15 protein-coding genes are annotated in these 15764 nt (G+C 60.7%); 12 read left to right on the plus strand and 3 right to left on the minus strand.

Features of this window, described 5'->3' with window-relative positions; genetic code table 11:
- The first annotated feature begins 437 nt into the window (after positions 1-437).
- The 12 genes from ccoN (at position 438) to ACQRAX_RS02865 (ending at position 12409) form a co-directional block, all read left to right on the plus strand.
- A complete protein-coding gene (ccoN, locus tag ACQRAX_RS02810; RefSeq protein WP_038613180.1) occupies positions 438-1880 on the plus strand; it encodes a cytochrome-c oxidase, cbb3-type subunit I in 1443 nt (480 codons plus the stop codon).
- Positions 1880-2488: a cytochrome-c oxidase, cbb3-type subunit II gene (ccoO, locus tag ACQRAX_RS02815; RefSeq protein ID WP_045188859.1), complete on the plus strand. Its 609-nt coding sequence runs from the start codon at positions 1880-1882 to the stop codon at positions 2486-2488. The genes ccoN and ccoO overlap by 1 nt, the downstream gene beginning before the upstream one ends.
- 5 nt (positions 2489-2493) lie before the next feature.
- Positions 2494-2691, plus strand: a complete 198-nt coding sequence (locus ACQRAX_RS02820; protein ID WP_010225992.1) for a CcoQ/FixQ family Cbb3-type cytochrome c oxidase assembly chaperone — start codon at positions 2494-2496, stop codon at positions 2689-2691.
- A complete protein-coding gene (gene ccoP / locus ACQRAX_RS02825) occupies positions 2688-3668 on the plus strand; it encodes a cytochrome-c oxidase, cbb3-type subunit III (RefSeq protein ID WP_412038312.1) in 981 nt (326 codons plus the stop codon). Before ACQRAX_RS02820 ends, ccoP begins: the two co-directional genes overlap by 4 nt.
- Positions 3669-4010: 342 nt before the next feature.
- Entirely contained in the window at positions 4011-5426 is a 1416-nt protein-coding gene (gene ccoG, locus ACQRAX_RS02830; protein ID WP_412038311.1) for a cytochrome c oxidase accessory protein CcoG, read from the plus strand.
- A gap of 18 nt (positions 5427-5444) precedes the next feature.
- The gene (locus ACQRAX_RS02835) at positions 5445-5984 is read left to right on the plus strand and encodes a FixH family protein (RefSeq protein WP_412038310.1); all 540 of its coding nucleotides are present in this window, start codon (positions 5445-5447) and stop codon (positions 5982-5984) included.
- Positions 5985-6076: 92 nt separating this feature from the next.
- Complete coding sequence (locus tag ACQRAX_RS02840) at positions 6077-8530, plus strand: heavy metal translocating P-type ATPase (RefSeq protein WP_412038309.1); 2454 nt, start codon at positions 6077-6079, stop codon at positions 8528-8530.
- A gap of 12 nt (positions 8531-8542) precedes the next feature.
- Positions 8543-8755, plus strand: coding sequence for a cbb3-type cytochrome oxidase assembly protein CcoS (gene ccoS / locus ACQRAX_RS02845; protein ID WP_412038308.1), 213 nt, complete (start codon positions 8543-8545; stop codon positions 8753-8755).
- Positions 8748-9431: a sulfite exporter TauE/SafE family protein gene (locus tag ACQRAX_RS02850; RefSeq protein WP_412038307.1), complete on the plus strand. Its 684-nt coding sequence runs from the start codon at positions 8748-8750 to the stop codon at positions 9429-9431. The genes ccoS and ACQRAX_RS02850 overlap by 8 nt, the downstream gene beginning before the upstream one ends.
- Positions 9432-9514: 83 nt before the next feature.
- Entirely contained in the window at positions 9515-10897 is a 1383-nt protein-coding gene (hemN, locus tag ACQRAX_RS02855; protein WP_412038306.1) for an oxygen-independent coproporphyrinogen III oxidase, read from the plus strand.
- Positions 10898-11072: 175 nt separating this feature from the next.
- A complete protein-coding gene (gene fnrA, locus ACQRAX_RS02860; RefSeq protein ID WP_412038305.1) occupies positions 11073-11807 on the plus strand; it encodes a Crp/Fnr family transcriptional regulator FnrA in 735 nt (244 codons plus the stop codon).
- A 53-nt stretch (positions 11808-11860) separates the two neighbouring features.
- The gene (locus ACQRAX_RS02865) at positions 11861-12409 is read left to right on the plus strand and encodes an adenine phosphoribosyltransferase (RefSeq protein ID WP_412038304.1); all 549 of its coding nucleotides are present in this window, start codon (positions 11861-11863) and stop codon (positions 12407-12409) included.
- Between the two features lie 105 nt (positions 12410-12514).
- Here the strand turns inward: ACQRAX_RS02865 and recR are convergent, their stop codons facing one another.
- From recR to dnaX, 3 genes are all read right to left on the minus strand, one after another.
- Positions 12515-13117: a recombination mediator RecR gene (gene recR / locus ACQRAX_RS02870; RefSeq protein ID WP_412038303.1), complete on the minus strand. Its 603-nt coding sequence runs from the start codon at positions 13115-13117 to the stop codon at positions 12515-12517.
- A 98-nt stretch (positions 13118-13215) separates the two neighbouring features.
- Complete coding sequence (locus tag ACQRAX_RS02875; RefSeq protein WP_028945400.1) at positions 13216-13542, minus strand: YbaB/EbfC family nucleoid-associated protein; 327 nt, start codon at positions 13540-13542, stop codon at positions 13216-13218.
- Positions 13543-13611: 69 nt separating this feature from the next.
- A complete protein-coding gene (gene dnaX, locus ACQRAX_RS02880) occupies positions 13612-15654 on the minus strand; it encodes a DNA polymerase III subunit gamma/tau (protein WP_412038302.1) in 2043 nt (680 codons plus the stop codon).
- Positions 15655-15764: the final 110 nt, after the last annotated feature.

Here is a 15764-nt window from a genome sequence, read left to right on the forward strand (position 1 = left end):
CGGCGGTTCCGCTTCCCCCTTGCGACCAAGTGTCGCACCTCCCCCGCCACCCCGCCTTGCACCTGCCTTGATCGCAACTAAGCTTGTTGCCACAGCGACCGCATCCAAGGGCCCTTACCTTCCCTTGCGCAGTCGCCGCTGTTGAAGAATGCGTGCAAAGGCAGATGGGATCGGCTCGACCTCTTATTACCGGTTATTGAATAACGGAAAAGGGTCACAACAAGCCTGACCAATTGGACAAGAAAAGATGAATAACAGTACACATATCAAGCAGATAATTGTGTACACTTTGCCCGACAACATCGCTCGAAACAGCAGTAGAACGGGCTTTGGCAAAGGTCGGCGCGGGAGCCATCGCGTTGCAATAACCACACGGTTTATACATACTTGCGCCGATTTTTTAACCTACAAAAACACCCAAACCGTGGAACCTTAGAATGAGCACAGCAATCAGTCCGACTGCTTATAACTATAAGGTCGTCCGCCAGTTCGCCATCATGACGGTGGTCTGGGGGATCCTTGGCATGGGGCTTGGCGTCTTCATCGCCTCGCAATTGGTATGGCCCCAGCTGAACCTGGACCTGCCATGGACGAGTTTTGGACGCCTGCGCCCACTGCACACCAACCTGGTGATTTTCGCCTTCGGTGGCTGTGCACTGTTTGCCACTTCCTATTATGTCGTGCAGCGCACCTGCCAGACGCGACTGATTTCCGACAGCCTCGCGGCCTTCACCTTCTGGGGCTGGCAAGCGGTGATCGTCGGTGCGCTCATTACCCTGCCGCTGGGTTACACCACGACCAAGGAATACGCTGAGCTGGAATGGCCGATCGCCATTTTGCTGGCGATTGTCTGGGTCACCTACGGTGTGGTGTTCTTCGGCACCATCGTCAAGCGCAAGACCAAGCACATCTATGTCGGTAACTGGTTCTACGGTGCTTTCATCGTGGTCACCGCGATGCTGCACATCGTCAACCACGCGTCGCTGCCGGTCAGCCTGTTCAAATCCTACTCGGCCTACTCCGGCGCCACCGACGCGATGATCCAGTGGTGGTACGGTCATAACGCCGTAGGTTTCTTCCTGACCACCGGCTTTCTCGGCATGATGTACTACTTCGTACCGAAACAGGCCGAGCGTCCGATCTACTCCTATCGCCTGTCGATCGTGCACTTCTGGGCACTGATCACCCTGTACATCTGGGCCGGCCCGCACCACCTGCACTACACCGCCCTGCCCGACTGGGCTCAGTCGCTGGGCATGGCCATGTCGATCATTCTCCTGGCGCCAAGCTGGGGCGGCATGATCAACGGCATGATGACCCTCTCGGGCGCCTGGCATAAGCTGCGCACCGACCCGATCCTGCGCTTCCTCGTGGTATCGCTGGCGTTTTACGGCATGTCGACCTTCGAAGGTCCGATGATGGCGATCAAGACCGTCAACTCGCTGTCGCACTACACCGACTGGACCGTTGGCCACGTACACGCCGGCGCGCTGGGCTGGGTAGCGATGATCTCGATCGGTGCCCTGTACCACATGATCCCGAAAGTCTATGGCCGTGAGCAGATGCACAGCATTGGCCTGATCAATGCGCACTTCTGGCTGGCAACCATCGGTACCGTGCTGTACATCTCCTCGATGTGGGTCAACGGCATCACCCAGGGCCTGATGTGGCGTGCAATCAACGATGACGGCACTCTCACCTACTCCTTCGTCGAAGCGCTGCAGGCCAGCCATCCAGGCTTCATCGTCCGCGCCCTGGGCGGCGCGTTCTTCGCCTCCGGCATGCTGCTGATGGCCTACAACGTCTACCGTACCGTGCGCGCCTCGAAGCCGGCCGAAGCTGAAGCCGCCGCTCAGATCGCTGTAGTTGGAGCTCACTGATGAAGCATGAAGTACTAGAGAAGAATATTGGCCTGCTGGCCTTCTTCATGGTCATCGCCGTGAGCATCGGCGGCCTGACCCAGATCGTCCCGCTGTTCTTCCAGGACGTCACCAACAAACCGGTCGAAGGCATGAAGCCGCGCACCGCGCTGGAGCTTGAAGGCCGTGACATCTACATCCGCGAAGGTTGTGTGCAGTGCCACTCGCAGATGATCCGTCCGTTCCGTGCCGAGACCGAGCGCTATGGCCACTACTCGGTGGCCGGTGAAAGCGTCTGGGACCACCCGTTCCTGTGGGGCTCCAAGCGTACCGGTCCGGACCTCGCCCGTGTCGGCGGCCGCTACTCCGATGATTGGCATCGCGCGCACCTGTACAACCCGCGCAACGTCGTGCCCGAGTCGAAGATGCCCGCCTATCCATGGCTGGTCGAGAACCACCTCGACGGCAAGGACACGGCCAAGAAGATGGACGTCCTGCGTACCCTCGGCACGCCGTACACCGATGCAGACATCGCCGGTGCCCGCGACGCGGTCAAGGGCAAGACTGAAATGGACGCCTTGGTTGCCTACCTGCAAGGCCTGGGCACCATCATCAAAAGCAAACGGTGACATTGATGGATATCGGGATGATTCGTGGCCTGGGCACCGTCGTAGTGATGGTGGCCTTTATCGGCCTGGCGTTGTGGGTATTCAGTTCTCGGCGCAAGTCTGAGTTCGACGAAGCGACCATGCTGCCCTTCGCGGATGATCCCGAAGCCAGCAAGCACGTCGAGCAAGCGCAAGCGAAAGCGTCTAGGAGTAACAACGAATGACTACCTTCTGGAGTCTGTACGTCACCGTTTTGAGTCTGGGCACCATCTTCGCCCTGACCTGGCTGCTGCTGTCCACCCGCAAGGGCCAGCGCAGCGAAACCACCGAAGAAACCGTGGGCCATGCCTACGATGGCATCGAGGAGTATGACAACCCGCTGCCAAAATGGTGGTTCATGCTGTTCGTTGGCACCATCATTTTCGCGTTGGGCTACCTGGTGTTGTACCCAGGCCTAGGTAACTGGAAAGGCATCTTGCCGGGCTACCAGTACGTCGACAATGAGAAAAAGACCGAGTTCGCCAACGGTCAACCGGGCTGGACCGGTGTGCACGAGTGGGAAAAGGAAATGGCCCGCGCCGACGCCAAGTTCGGGCCGATTTTCGCCAAATTTGCAGCGATGCCTATTGAAGAAGTAGCCAAAGACCCGCAAGCCCTGAAGATGGGTGGCCGCCTGTTCGCGTCCAACTGCTCGGTGTGCCACGGCTCCGACGCCAAAGGTGCTTACGGCTTCCCTAACCTGACCGACAACGACTGGCGCTGGGGCGGTGACCCGGCAACCATCAAGGCAACCATCATGGGCGGTCGGCATGGCGTGATGCCGGCCTGGTCTGAAGTTATCGGTGAACAAGGCGTTGCCGACGTTGCCGCTTATGTCCTGACCAACCTCGATGGACGCAAACTGCCAGAAGGTGCAAAAGCCGATCCTGCCAATGGCCAGAAAATCTTTGCCGCCAACTGCGTGGCTTGCCACGGTCCGGAAGGCAAAGGCACCCCGGCCATGGGCGCGCCGAACCTGACCCATCCACAGGCATTCATCTACGGTTCGAGCTTCGCCCAGCTGCAGCAGACTATCCGTTATGGCCGTCAGGGCCAGATGCCTGCACAGGAATCGATTCAGGGCAACGACAAGGTCCACCTGTTGGCAGCCTATGTCTACAGCCTGTCGCACCAGCCTGAAAAAACCACCGACGCGGAGTAATCCATCGGTTTCAAGAGAGCCCCGTCAGTGCAAACTGCCGGGGCTTTTTTGTAGCAGCCGACTTTGCCAGCGATGCAGATACCGCACAGTAGCAGGCACCCTGCTGATTCTTTCGCCAGCAAGGCTGGCTCCTACAGGCACAACAGAGACTGCTTTGGCATGACCTGGATCAATTGACACAGGCCGATACACTATTACCCACGTTTACCCAACGCGGCCAAAAGTCGCACCCATCCCCCCTACCCGCAGGACAGGCGTATCATGCGCCCTAGAGCATCAAGCTTCCGACTGCGGCCGGCATGTACTGGCTGCGGCACTTCACCACTGCCGTGGGACTCAATGATGAGCAAGCAGATTCCAGTACATGACGTCACCCCGCCTGCCAATAAAGACAAGGACAGCATCGACCTCTACGCCTCTCGGGAAAAAATCTATACCCGGGCCTTCACCGGCCTGTTCCGCAACTTGCGCATGGCCGGCGGCGCGGCGCTGTTCCTGCTGTACTTCGGTACGGTTTGGCTGAACTGGGGTAGCCATCAGGCCGTCTGGTGGAACCTGCCAGAGCGCAAGTTCTACATCTTCGGTGCGACCATCTGGCCGCAGGATTTCATCCTCCTGTCTGGCCTATTGATCGTTGCCGCCTTCGGACTGTTTTTCATCACCGTATTTGCCGGCCGGGTGTGGTGCGGCTACACCTGCCCGCAAAGCGTCTGGACCTGGATTTTCATGTGGTGCGAGAAGGTCACCGAAGGGGACCGCAACCAACGCATGAAGCTTGATAAAGCGCCGATGAGCGGTAACAAATTGCTGCGCAAGCTGGCCAAACACAGCCTGTGGCTATTGATCGGTTTTGTCACCGGCATGACCTTCGTCGGTTATTTCTCGCCGATTCGCGAGCTAGTGGTGGAGTTCTTCACCGGGCAGGCCGACGGCTGGGCGTATTTCTGGGTCGGCTTCTTCACCCTCGCCACCTACGGCAACGCCGGTTGGCTGCGTGAGCAGGTGTGCGTGTACATGTGCCCCTATGCCCGCTTCCAGAGCGTGATGTTCGACAAAGACACCTTAATCGTGTCCTACGACCCACGTCGCGGCGAAACCCGTGGCCCACGCAAGAAAGACCTCGATTACAAGGCCAAAGGCCTGGGTGACTGCATCGACTGCACCATGTGCGTGCAAGTCTGCCCGACCGGCATCGACATTCGTGATGGCCTGCAGATTGAATGCATCGGCTGCGCCGCCTGCATCGACGCCTGTGACACCATCATGGACAAGATGAATTACCCTAAAGGGCTGATCAGCTATACCACCGAGCACAACCTCTCGGGGCAGAAGACCCACATGTTACGCCCGCGCCTGATCGGTTACGCCGTGGTCTTGCTGGCCATGATCGCCTTGCTTGCCAGCGCCTTCGTCATGCGTTCGCTGGTGGGCTTCGATGTCAGCAAGGACCGCGTCCTGTACCGTGAAAACGCCCAGGGCCGGATCGAGAACGTCTACAGCCTGAAGGTCATGAACAAAGACCAGCGCGACCACGTCTACGTGCTCGAAGCCGCCGGTCTGCCTGACCTGCAACTGGCAGGCGCACGAGAAATCCGCGTCGCTGCCGGCGATATCGTCAGCCTGCCAGTGCAACTGTCGATGGCCCCGGAGAAACTGCCATCGAGTACCAACGAAGTCACTTTCATCCTCAAGGACGCTGACGACAGCGCCACCCAGGTTGAAGCCAAGAGCCGATTCATCGGCCCACAAATTCGATAAGAGATTGAGACTGCGCCTATGCCTCCTGCAACAGCTGCCAGCCCCTGGTACAAGCACCTCTGGCCTTGGATCATCATCGGTGTGCTGGCCACCTCGGTGACCCTGAGTCTGACCATGGTGACCATTGCGGTGAACAACCCGGACAACCTGGTCAACGACAACTACTACGAGGCCGGCAAAGGCATCAACCGCTCCCTGGACCGGGAACTGCTGGCCCAGACGCTCAACCTCAAGGCCAGCGTGTACCTCGATGAGCTGACCGGCGAAGTCGAGCTACGCCTGACCGGCAACAGCCAGCCCAAGACCCTGGAGTTGAACCTGATCTCACCGACTCAGCCGGAGAAAGATCGCAAGATTGTCCTGACCCAGAGCGCAAGCGAAGCCGGGCGTTATATTGGCCAGCTCAGCGACAAGATCGAAGGGCGTCGTTTTGTCGAAGTGCTGGGCAGCCAGGACGAGCATATCTGGCGTCTGTTCGAGGAAGAAAAAGTTGAGCACGGTGCCACCCTGCAGCTCGGTGACGAAGCGCTGCAAGGGGCTGAACACCTCGAAAAATGAGTCGCCTGTATCGCCGGCACGGCCGGCTCCCATGGAATGTGGGAGCTGGCCTTGCCGGCGATGGGCTCACCCATGAATAACGACAGAGCACCATGACCAGCCCCACGCCTTGCTACCACTGCGCCCTGCCCGTTCCCGCCGGCAGCCACTTCACCGCCGTGGTACTCGGCCAGGACCGGCTATTCTGCTGCCCCGGCTGCCAAGCCGTGGCCGAAGCCATTGTCGCCGGCAACCTGGAAAGCTATTACCAGCATCGCAGCGAAGCCAGCGCCAACCCCGATGCCCTGCCCCAGCAGCTGGTCGATGAGCTGGCCCTGTATGACCGTGCCGATGTGCAAAAGCCGTTCGTTCGCCACACCGGCGAGCTGGCTGAAACCACCCTGTTGATTGAAGGCATTAGTTGCGCCGCCTGCGGCTGGCTGATCGAAAAACACCTGCGCAACCTGCCCGGCGTAGCTGAAGCGCGACTGAACCTGTCCAATCATCGCTTGCAGGTCAACTGGGCCGACAGCCAATTGCCGCTGTCCAAATTACTGGCCGAACTGCGCCATATCGGCTACGCCGCGCACCCCTACCAGGCCGACCGCGCAGCTGAACAGCTGGCCAATGAAAACCGCACCGCCCTGCGTCAACTGGGGGTCGCGGGCCTGCTGTGGTTCCAGGCAATGATGGCAACCATGGCCACCTGGCCGGAATTCAATATTGACCTAAGCCCGGAGCTGCACACCATTTTGCGCTGGGTCGCGCTGTTTCTGACCACACCCATCGTGTTCTACAGCTGTGCGCCGTTTTTCCGTGGCGCCGCCCGCGATTTGCGTACCCGCCACCTGACCATGGACGTCTCGGTGTCTCTGGCTATTGGCCTTGCCTACATTGCCGGGATCTGGACAGCGATCACCGGTAGCGGCGAGCTGTACTTCGACGCTGTTGGCATGTTCGCCCTGTTCCTGCTGGCCGGCCGTTACCTGGAGCGCCGCGCCCGCGAGCGCACCGCCGCCGCCACCGCACAGCTGGTCAACCTGTTGCCGGCCTCCTGCCTGCGCCTGGGTGCTGCCGGCCAGAGCGAGCGGATCCTGCTGAGCGAGCTGAAACTGGGCGATTGCGTGCTGATTCAACCCGGTCACGTGGTCCCCGCCGATGGGCGCATCGTCAACGGCCAGTCGAGTGTCGACGAGTCGCTGCTGACCGGCGAATACCTACCGCAGGCCAGGCGTGCAGGTGATGCGGTAACCGCTGGAACCCTGAATGTGGAAAGTGCGTTGACCGTCGAAGTCCAGGCGCTGGGCCAGGACACGCGCCTGTCCGCCATTGTCCGCTTGCTGGAACGAGCACAATCAGAAAAGCCGCGCCTGGCGGAAATTGCCGACCGCGCCTCACAATGGTTCCTACTGTTTTCGCTGGTCGCCGCTGCCGCCATCGGCCTGCTCTGGTGGCAACTGGACCCGTCGCGAGCGTTCTGGATCGTCTTGGCCATGCTGGTTGCCACCTGCCCCTGCGCGCTGTCGCTGGCGACGCCAACGGCATTGACCGCCGCCACCGGCACCCTGCACAAACTCGGCTTGCTGCTGACCCGTGGCCATGTCCTTGAAGGCCTGAACCAGATCGACACAGTGATCTTCGACAAGACCGGAACCCTCACCGAAGGCCGCCTGACCTTGCGCGCCATTCGCCCGCTGGCAGACGCCGACGCCGACCAATGCCTGATGCTCGCTGCGGCCCTGGAAAACCGCTCTGAACACCCGATCGCCCGCGCCTTCGGTCGCGCCAGCGTTGCTGCCGACGAGGTTCAGGCCGAACCGGGCCTGGGCCTTGAAGGTGTGGTGCAAGGGCGGCGCCTGCGCATTGGTGAGCCGGGTTACGTCTGTGCCCTTAGCGTTACTGCGACCCCTGTAATGCCTGCCGAGGCCGGGCAATGGCTGCTACTGGGTGACGCCCGCGGCGCTCTGGCCTGGCTGGTGCTCGATGATCGCCTGCGCAGTGACGCCGCCGCCTTGCTCGACGCCTGTCGCGCACGCGGGTGGCAGACCCTGCTGCTGTCCGGCGACAGCTCACCAATGGTGCAGAGCGTGGCTGCCGAGCTGCGCATAGACCAGGCCATCGGCGGCCTGCGCCCGGACGACAAGCTGGAGAAACTCAAAGCCCTGCAACAACAAGGGCGCAAAGTGTTGATGCTCGGCGACGGGGTCAACGATGTGCCGGTGCTGGCCGCCGCCGACATCAGTATCGCCATGGGCTCAGCCACCGACCTGGCCAAGACCAGTGCCGATGCGGTGCTGCTGTCCAATCGACTCGACGCCTTGGTCCAGGCGTTCAGCCTGGCCCGACGTACACGCCGGATCATTATCGAGAACCTGCTCTGGGCAGCGCTGTATAATGGCCTGATGTTGCCGTTTGCTGCCCTGGGCTGGATCACGCCGATCTGGGCAGCGATTGGCATGTCGGTCAGTTCGCTGATCGTGGTGCTCAACGCCCTGCGCCTGACCCGCCTCAGCACAGTGGCCAGCACCGGCGCCGACCCCCGCGCCACTCACCCCGCCACGGCCTGATCAGGAGTCACCATGCCCGCGCTTTACATCATGATTCCGGCCGCACTGCTGATCGTCGCCATCGCTGTGTACATCTTCTTCTGGGCGGTGGACAGCGGCCAGTACGACGACCTCGACAGCCCGGCCCACAGTATCCTGTTTGACGATCAGGACCCGCAGCACACCGCCGCCATGGACGAAGCCGACGGCAAGAAACCTGACGACGGCGCACCACCCCGTGGTTGAACTGCTACCCCTGCTCAGCTCGGCGCTGATCCTCGGGCTGCTTGGCGGTGGTCACTGCCTGGGCATGTGCGGCGGCTTGATGGGCGCCCTGACTCTGGCCATCCCCAAAGAACAGCGCAGCCGGCGCTTTCGCCTGCTGCTCGCTTATAACCTTGGCCGGATCCTTAGCTACGCCTTCGCCGGCCTGCTGCTGGGGCTGGCAGGCTGGGCGCTGGCCAACAGCCCGGTGGCCCTGGGCATGCGTGTAGTCGCCGGACTGCTGTTGATCAGCATGGGCTTGTACCTGGCCGGCTGGTGGAGTGGCCTGACCCGTATCGAGCGCCTCGGGCGTGGGCTGTGGCGACATATCCAGCCACTGGCCAACCGGTTGCTGCCAGTCTCCAGCCTGCCGCGTGCGCTGCTGCTGGGTACCCTGTGGGGCTGGCTGCCGTGCGGCCTGGTGTATAGCACCCTGCTCTGGGCCGCGAGCCAAGGCAACGCAGTCGACAGTGCACTACTGATGCTGGCCTTCGGTCTCGGTACCTGGCCAGTGTTGCTGGCCACCGGACTTGCCGCCGAACGCACCAATGCCTTGCTGCGCAAACGTGGGGTGCGCGTTGCTGGCGGCTTGCTGGTGATCCTGTTTGGCCTGTGGACCCTACCTGGACCACACCAGCACTGGCTGATGGGCCACTAAAGCGCCGTTGATACAAATCAAGATGGGCAACGCCCCAGGCCCCTAGAATTCGCACACTGCTGCTCATTCTGGGGATTGCCCACATGCTCGACGCACTCCGCTGGGACTCCGACCTGATCCGTCGCTACGACCTGTCTGGCCCACGCTACACCTCCTACCCAACCGCCGTGCAACTGCACAGCGAAGTAGGCTCCTTCGACCTGCTGCACGCCCTGCGCGACAGCCGCCGCGCTGTGCGCCCGCTGTCGCTCTACGTGCATGTACCGTTCTGCGCCAACATCTGCTACTACTGCGCCTGCAACAAAGTCATCACCAAGGACCGCGCCCGGGCCCAGCCTTATCTGCAGCGCCTGGAGCAAGAAATCCAGCTGATCGCCTGTCACCTGGATCCCAAGCAGAGCGTCGAGCAACTGCATTTTGGTGGCGGCACGCCGACGTTTCTCAGCCACGTCGAACTGCGCCAGCTGATGGCGCACTTGCGTCAGCATTTCAATCTGCTGGACGACGACTCCGGCGATTACGGTATCGAGATTGACCCGCGCGAAGCCGACTGGCCGACCATGGGGCTACTCCGTGAGCTGGGCTTCAACCGCGTCAGCCTCGGCGTTCAAGACCTGGATCCGGTGGTGCAACGGGCTATCAACCGCCTGCAGACCCTGGAACAGACCCGGGCGATCATCGACGCGGCGCGTACGCTGCAGTTTCGCTCGATCAACCTCGACCTGATCTACGGCCTGCCCAAGCAGACGCCCGAAGGTTTCGCCCGTACCGTCGAGGAAGTGATCAAGCTGCAACCGGACCGCCTGTCAGTATTCAACTATGCCCACCTTCCCGAGCGCTTCATGCCGCAGCGGCGCATCGACAGCAACGACCTGCCCACCCGTGCCGCCAAGCTTGAGATGCTGGAAAGAACCATCGAACAACTGACCGCCGCCGGCTACCGCTATATCGGTATGGACCATTTCGCCCTGCCCGATGATGAGTTAGCCATCGCCCAGGAAGAATCGACCCTGCAGCGCAATTTCCAGGGCTACACCACCCACGGTCATTGCGACCTGATTGGCCTAGGGGTTTCGGCGATCAGCCAGATCGGCGACCTCTACTGCCAGAACACCAGCGACCTGAACAGCTACCAGGACACCCTCTCCAGTGCCCAGCTGGCCACCAGTCGCGGCCTGATCTGCAGCGCCGACGACCGCCTGCGGCGTGCGGTGATCCAACAGCTGATCTGCCATTTCGAACTGGATTTCGACACCATTGAACAACAGTTCACCATCGATTTTCGCGGCTACTTCAAAGACCAGTGGCCAGCCCTGCAAGCCATGCACAAAGACGGCTTGATCAGCCTCAGCAACCAGGGCATCCAGGTACTGCCCGCCGGACGTCTGCTGGTTCGCTCGGTCTGCATGGTCTTCGACGCCTACCTCGGGCTACACAATCAGCAACGATTTTCCCGGGTCATCTGACCCCCAGCGCGGACCCTGTTTACAGTCATACTTGTAAAGCACACTATGTTTATTGGAGGTCGGACGATACGCCGCACCTCAACCAGCGCACCCCACCCGGGTGCGGACTGGCCGAAACTCCATGCCCTGAGTTATCCTTACGGCTTATGTGTGCTTTACACCAAGGAATGAAGAAATGTCCGAGCCAGTCAAACTGCGCCCTCACAACCAGGCCCATTGCAAGGATTGCAGCCTGGCGCCTCTGTGCCTGCCATTGTCGTTGAACATGGAAGACATGGACGCACTGGATGAAATCGTCAAACGCGGGCGACCGCTGAAGAAAGGCGAATTTCTTTTCCGTCAGGGTGACAACTTCGCTTCGGTCTATGCAGTGCGTTCCGGCGCACTGAAAACCTTCAGCCTGAGCGACGGCGGTGAAGAGCAGATCACCGGCTTCCACCTGCCCAGCGAACTGGTCGGCCTGTCTGGCATGGACACCGAAGCTTATCCGGTGTCGGCCCAGGCCCAGGAAACCACTTCGGTGTGTGAAATCCCCTTCGAACGCCTTGATGAACTTTCGGTTCAGTTGCCACAACTGCGCCGCCAGTTGATGCGGGTGATGAGCCGGGAAATTCGCGACGACCAGCAGATGATGCTGCTGTTGTCGAAAAAAACCGCCGACGAGCGTATCGCCACCTTTCTGGTCAACCTCTCGGCACGTTTCCGTGCCCGTGGCTATTCGGCCAATCAGTTCCGCCTGAGCATGTCGCGTAACGAAATCGGCAATTACCTGGGCCTGGCAGTGGAAACTGTTTCACGGGTTTTCACCCGCTTCCAGCAAAACGGCCTGATTGCCGCTGAAGGCAAGGAAATCCATATCCTCGACCCGATCCAGCTGTGCGCGCTGGCCGGTGGCGCGCTGGACAGCTGAGGTCACGGGATAAGGGTATACTGGCGGGTATTCGTTTTCAGGATACCCGCCTCATGCACAGCGATACCTTCGACCTCAAAGCCCTGATCCGCCCGGTGCCGAATTTTCCCAAAGCCGGCGTGATCTTTCGCGACATCACCCCGCTGTTCCAATCCCCGCGGGGCCTGCGTCATGTGGCTGACGCCTTCATCGAGCGCTATGTCGAGGCTGAGTTCAGCCATATCGGCGCCATGGATGCCCGGGGCTTTCTGATCGGATCGATCATCGCCCATCAACTGAACAAACCGCTGATCCTGTTCCGCAAACAGGGCAAGCTGCCGGCTGACGTGCTCTCTGAAGGCTACCAGACCGAATACGGCGAAGCCTTTCTGGAAGTGCACGCCGACAGCCTGTGTGAAGGTGACGCAGTGCTGATTTTCGATGACCTGATTGCCACTGGCGGCACCCTCCTGGCCGCCACCAACCTGGTGCGTCGCATGGGTGCGCAGGTGTTCGAGGCGGCGGCAATCATTGATCTGCCGGAGCTTAGCGGCTCGCAACGATTGAATGCCACTGGCGTGCCGACCTTTTGCCTGACCGAGTTCTCGTTAAGCGAATTCTGAGCTTCCGCCGCACCGCCGCGAAGGACTGCATAGCAGCCCCCTCTTTGGGGTCGTATCGCGACCCTTCGCGGATAAATTCACTCCCACGCCTCTGAAACTACAACGTCAGAGCGAAATCGGCTTACGCCCGGCAAAGGAATGCGCCAGCGTCCCGCCGTCGACCAGTTCCAGCTCTCCACCCAATGGCACGCCATGAGCGATGCGCGAAGCAACCAGGCCCTTGTCGGCCAGCAACTGCGCAATGTAATGAGCCGTCGCTTCACCTTCCACGGTCGGATTGGTAGCCAGGATAACCTCGGCAAAGGTGCCCTGCTCTTCAATACGCGTCATCAGCTGCGGAATGCCGATTGCGTCCGGCCCCAGGCCGTCAAGTGGCGACAGGTGCCCCTTGAGCACGAAGTAGCGGCCACGGTATCCCGTCTGCTCCACCGCATAGACATCCATCGGCCCTTCGACCACGCACAGCAACGTATCGTCACGGCGCGTATCGGCGCACTGCGGGCACAATTCCTGCTCGGTCAACGTCCGGCACTGACGGCAGTGACCGACCCCTTCCATGGCCTGACTCAAAGCCTGGGCCAGACGCACACCACCGCTACGGTCGCGCTCAAGCAACTGCAACGCCATGCGCTGAGCGGTTTTCTGGCCGACGCCGGGCAAGGTGCGCAAGGCATCGATCAGTTGGCGAATCAGGGGGCTGAAGCTCATGGTAATAACCTGGATATATTCAATAAGCGCGGGAAAAACGACGATGGGAGCAACAGCCTCGCAGCCGCGCTCCCACCGAAGGTAATACAGAAGCTAACTTAGAACGGCATTTTGAAGCCAGGTGGCAGTTGCATGCCAGCGGTCATGCCGCCCATTTTTTCCTGGCTGTTCTGCTCAACCTTGCGCACCGCGTCATTGACAGCGGCAGCGATCAGGTCTTCCAGCACTTCTTTGTCTTCCTGCATCAGGCTGTCGTCCAGGCTGATGCGCTTAACATCGTGACGACCGGTCATCACCACGCTCACCAGGCCTGCACCCGATTGGCCGGTGACTTCGGCGTTGGCCAGCTCTTCTTGCATCTTGGCCATTTTTTCTTGCATCTGCTGAGCCTGCTTCATCAGGCCGGCCATGCCACCTTTCATCATGGGGATCACCTCAAAATTTAGTCTTACGGGATGCGGCGCGGGCTGGCCCGGGCCGTTTGTGTCATTCGATCATTCGCCCTGGGCTAGCTGGGCGTCTACAGGTTCAATGGTATCGTGTCGCACCATTGCACCAAACTGCTTGATCATTTGCTGGATGAGCGGGTCCGCTTCAATCGACGCCTCAGCCTCACCCTGACGCTCGGCACGCTTACGCGATGCTGCCTGGGCCGGGGTTTCCTGCTCTGGGCGAATCAATTCGATAGACAGCTTCAGTGGGCGCCCAAAATGCTGGTTCAACGCATCATTCAGGCGCCGCTGCTGCGTGGCATTGAACAGCGCACTGTGAGCCGGGTCCAGATGCAGCAGCCAATCATCGCCTTCGGCGGCAATCAAGGTGCAGTTGGCGGCGATACTGCCGGTCATCCCGGAGATCGGCAACTGCGGGAATAATTCCAGCCATTGCAACGCCAGGCCAGTCGCTGGCATCGCCGCAGGCAACGGTTCCGGCGCAACAGCCACAACCTCCTCGTGCACATGCTCGATCGCCAGCTCATCCAGGTAACTGTAGCTGGCCGGATCCATCTCCGGCTCGTAGTAATCTTCGTCCAGCGGCGGCTCGTCGTCGCGATCCATCCCGGCAGGGCTGTAGCCTACGTTGTCGTCGTGGGGCGGATCGTCCTGGCGAACAGTAGCCGTCGCCTGCGCAGGTGCAGATGGCGGCGATTCGACGACGGGCTCAGGCTCAGGCGCCACTTCAAGTTCAGGCGTGACGACAGCCGAAGCCGGGGCCGGATCATTCCATGGCAGGTCAACAACCGGCTCGGGCGCCTCAACCTTCACCTCGACAGGTGCGGGTTCAGGCTCAGGTTCAGCAACCAGTGCCGGCGCGACAGGCCCAGGCTCGACAGCGGGCGGCGCAATCGCGGCAGGCGCAGCTGCACTGGCCGCTGCCACCCTGCTTGCCGAATCAGCTGTGGCCTGGCTGATCCCCACTGGCTTTAGTATCGGCGTCGGTGCGTCGTCGGTATCGGCAGGCCGGAACGCCAGCATGCGCAGCAGGACCATTTCAAAGCCACCGCGTGGATCGGGTGCCAATGGCAGGTCGCGACGGCCGATCAAGCCCATCTGGTAGTAGAACTGCACGTCTTCGGCTGGCAACGCCTGGGCCAGAGCCAATACCCGGTCACGGTCGCCCTGGCCGTTGTCCACAGCCTCAGGCAGCGCCTGAGCAATGGCAACGCGATGCAGCACGTTGAGCATCTCGGCTAGCACACCGCTCCAGTCCGGCCCCTGTTCAGCCAGATGGCGCACCGCTTCGAGCAAGGCACGGGCATCACCTTCGAGCAACGCCTGCAGCACGCCATAGACCTGACCATGATCGAGCGTGCCGAGCATGGCCCGCACATCCGCAGCCAGCACCTTGCCTTCACCGAAGGCGATGGCTTGATCGGTCAGGCTCATGGCGTCGCGCATCGAACCGTCGGCTGCACGCCCCAGCAACCACAGGGCATCGTCTTCGAACGGGACGTTCTCGGCGCTGAGCACGTGATTCAAGTGCTCGACCACCCGCTCAGGGGTCATGTTCTTCAGGGAAAACTGCAGGCAGCGCGAAAGAATGGTTGCTGGCAGCTTTTGCGGGTCAGTGGTGGCGAGGATGAACTTGACGTAGGGCGGCGGCTCTTCCAGCGTCTTGAGCAAGGCGTTGAACGAGTGACTGGAGAGCATATGCACTTCGTCGATCAGGTAGACCTTGAAGCGCCCACGGCTCGGCGCGTACTGCACGTTGTCGAGCAGCTCGCGGGTGTCTTCGACTTTGGTGCGGCTGGCGGCGTCGATCTCGATCAGGTCAACAAAGCGCCCCTCGTCGATCTCCCGGCACACCGAACAGGTGCCGCAAGGGGTCGAGGTAATGCCGGTTTCGCAGTTCAGGCATTTAGCGATGATCCGCGCGATGGTAGTCTTGCCCACGCCACGCGTGCCGGTAAACAGGTAGGCATGGTGCAAGCGCTGGTTGTCCAGTGCGTTGATCAAAGCCTTGAGCACATGGGTCTGGCCGACCATTTCGCGGAACGAGCGCGGACGCCATTTACGTGCAAGAACCTGATAACTCATCGAAAACCGTCAAATAGATAGACCAAAGACCGCTAATCCTAGCGGAGCAGGCCTGAAATTGCATCCGCTATGCAGTCCATCGCCCAGCTTTGTTCGCCAGATTGCTGATG

The sequence above is a fragment of the Pseudomonas sp. UM16 genome (genome assembly GCF_050312595.1).
In the GTDB taxonomy this organism is placed as follows: domain Bacteria; phylum Pseudomonadota; class Gammaproteobacteria; order Pseudomonadales; family Pseudomonadaceae; genus Aquipseudomonas.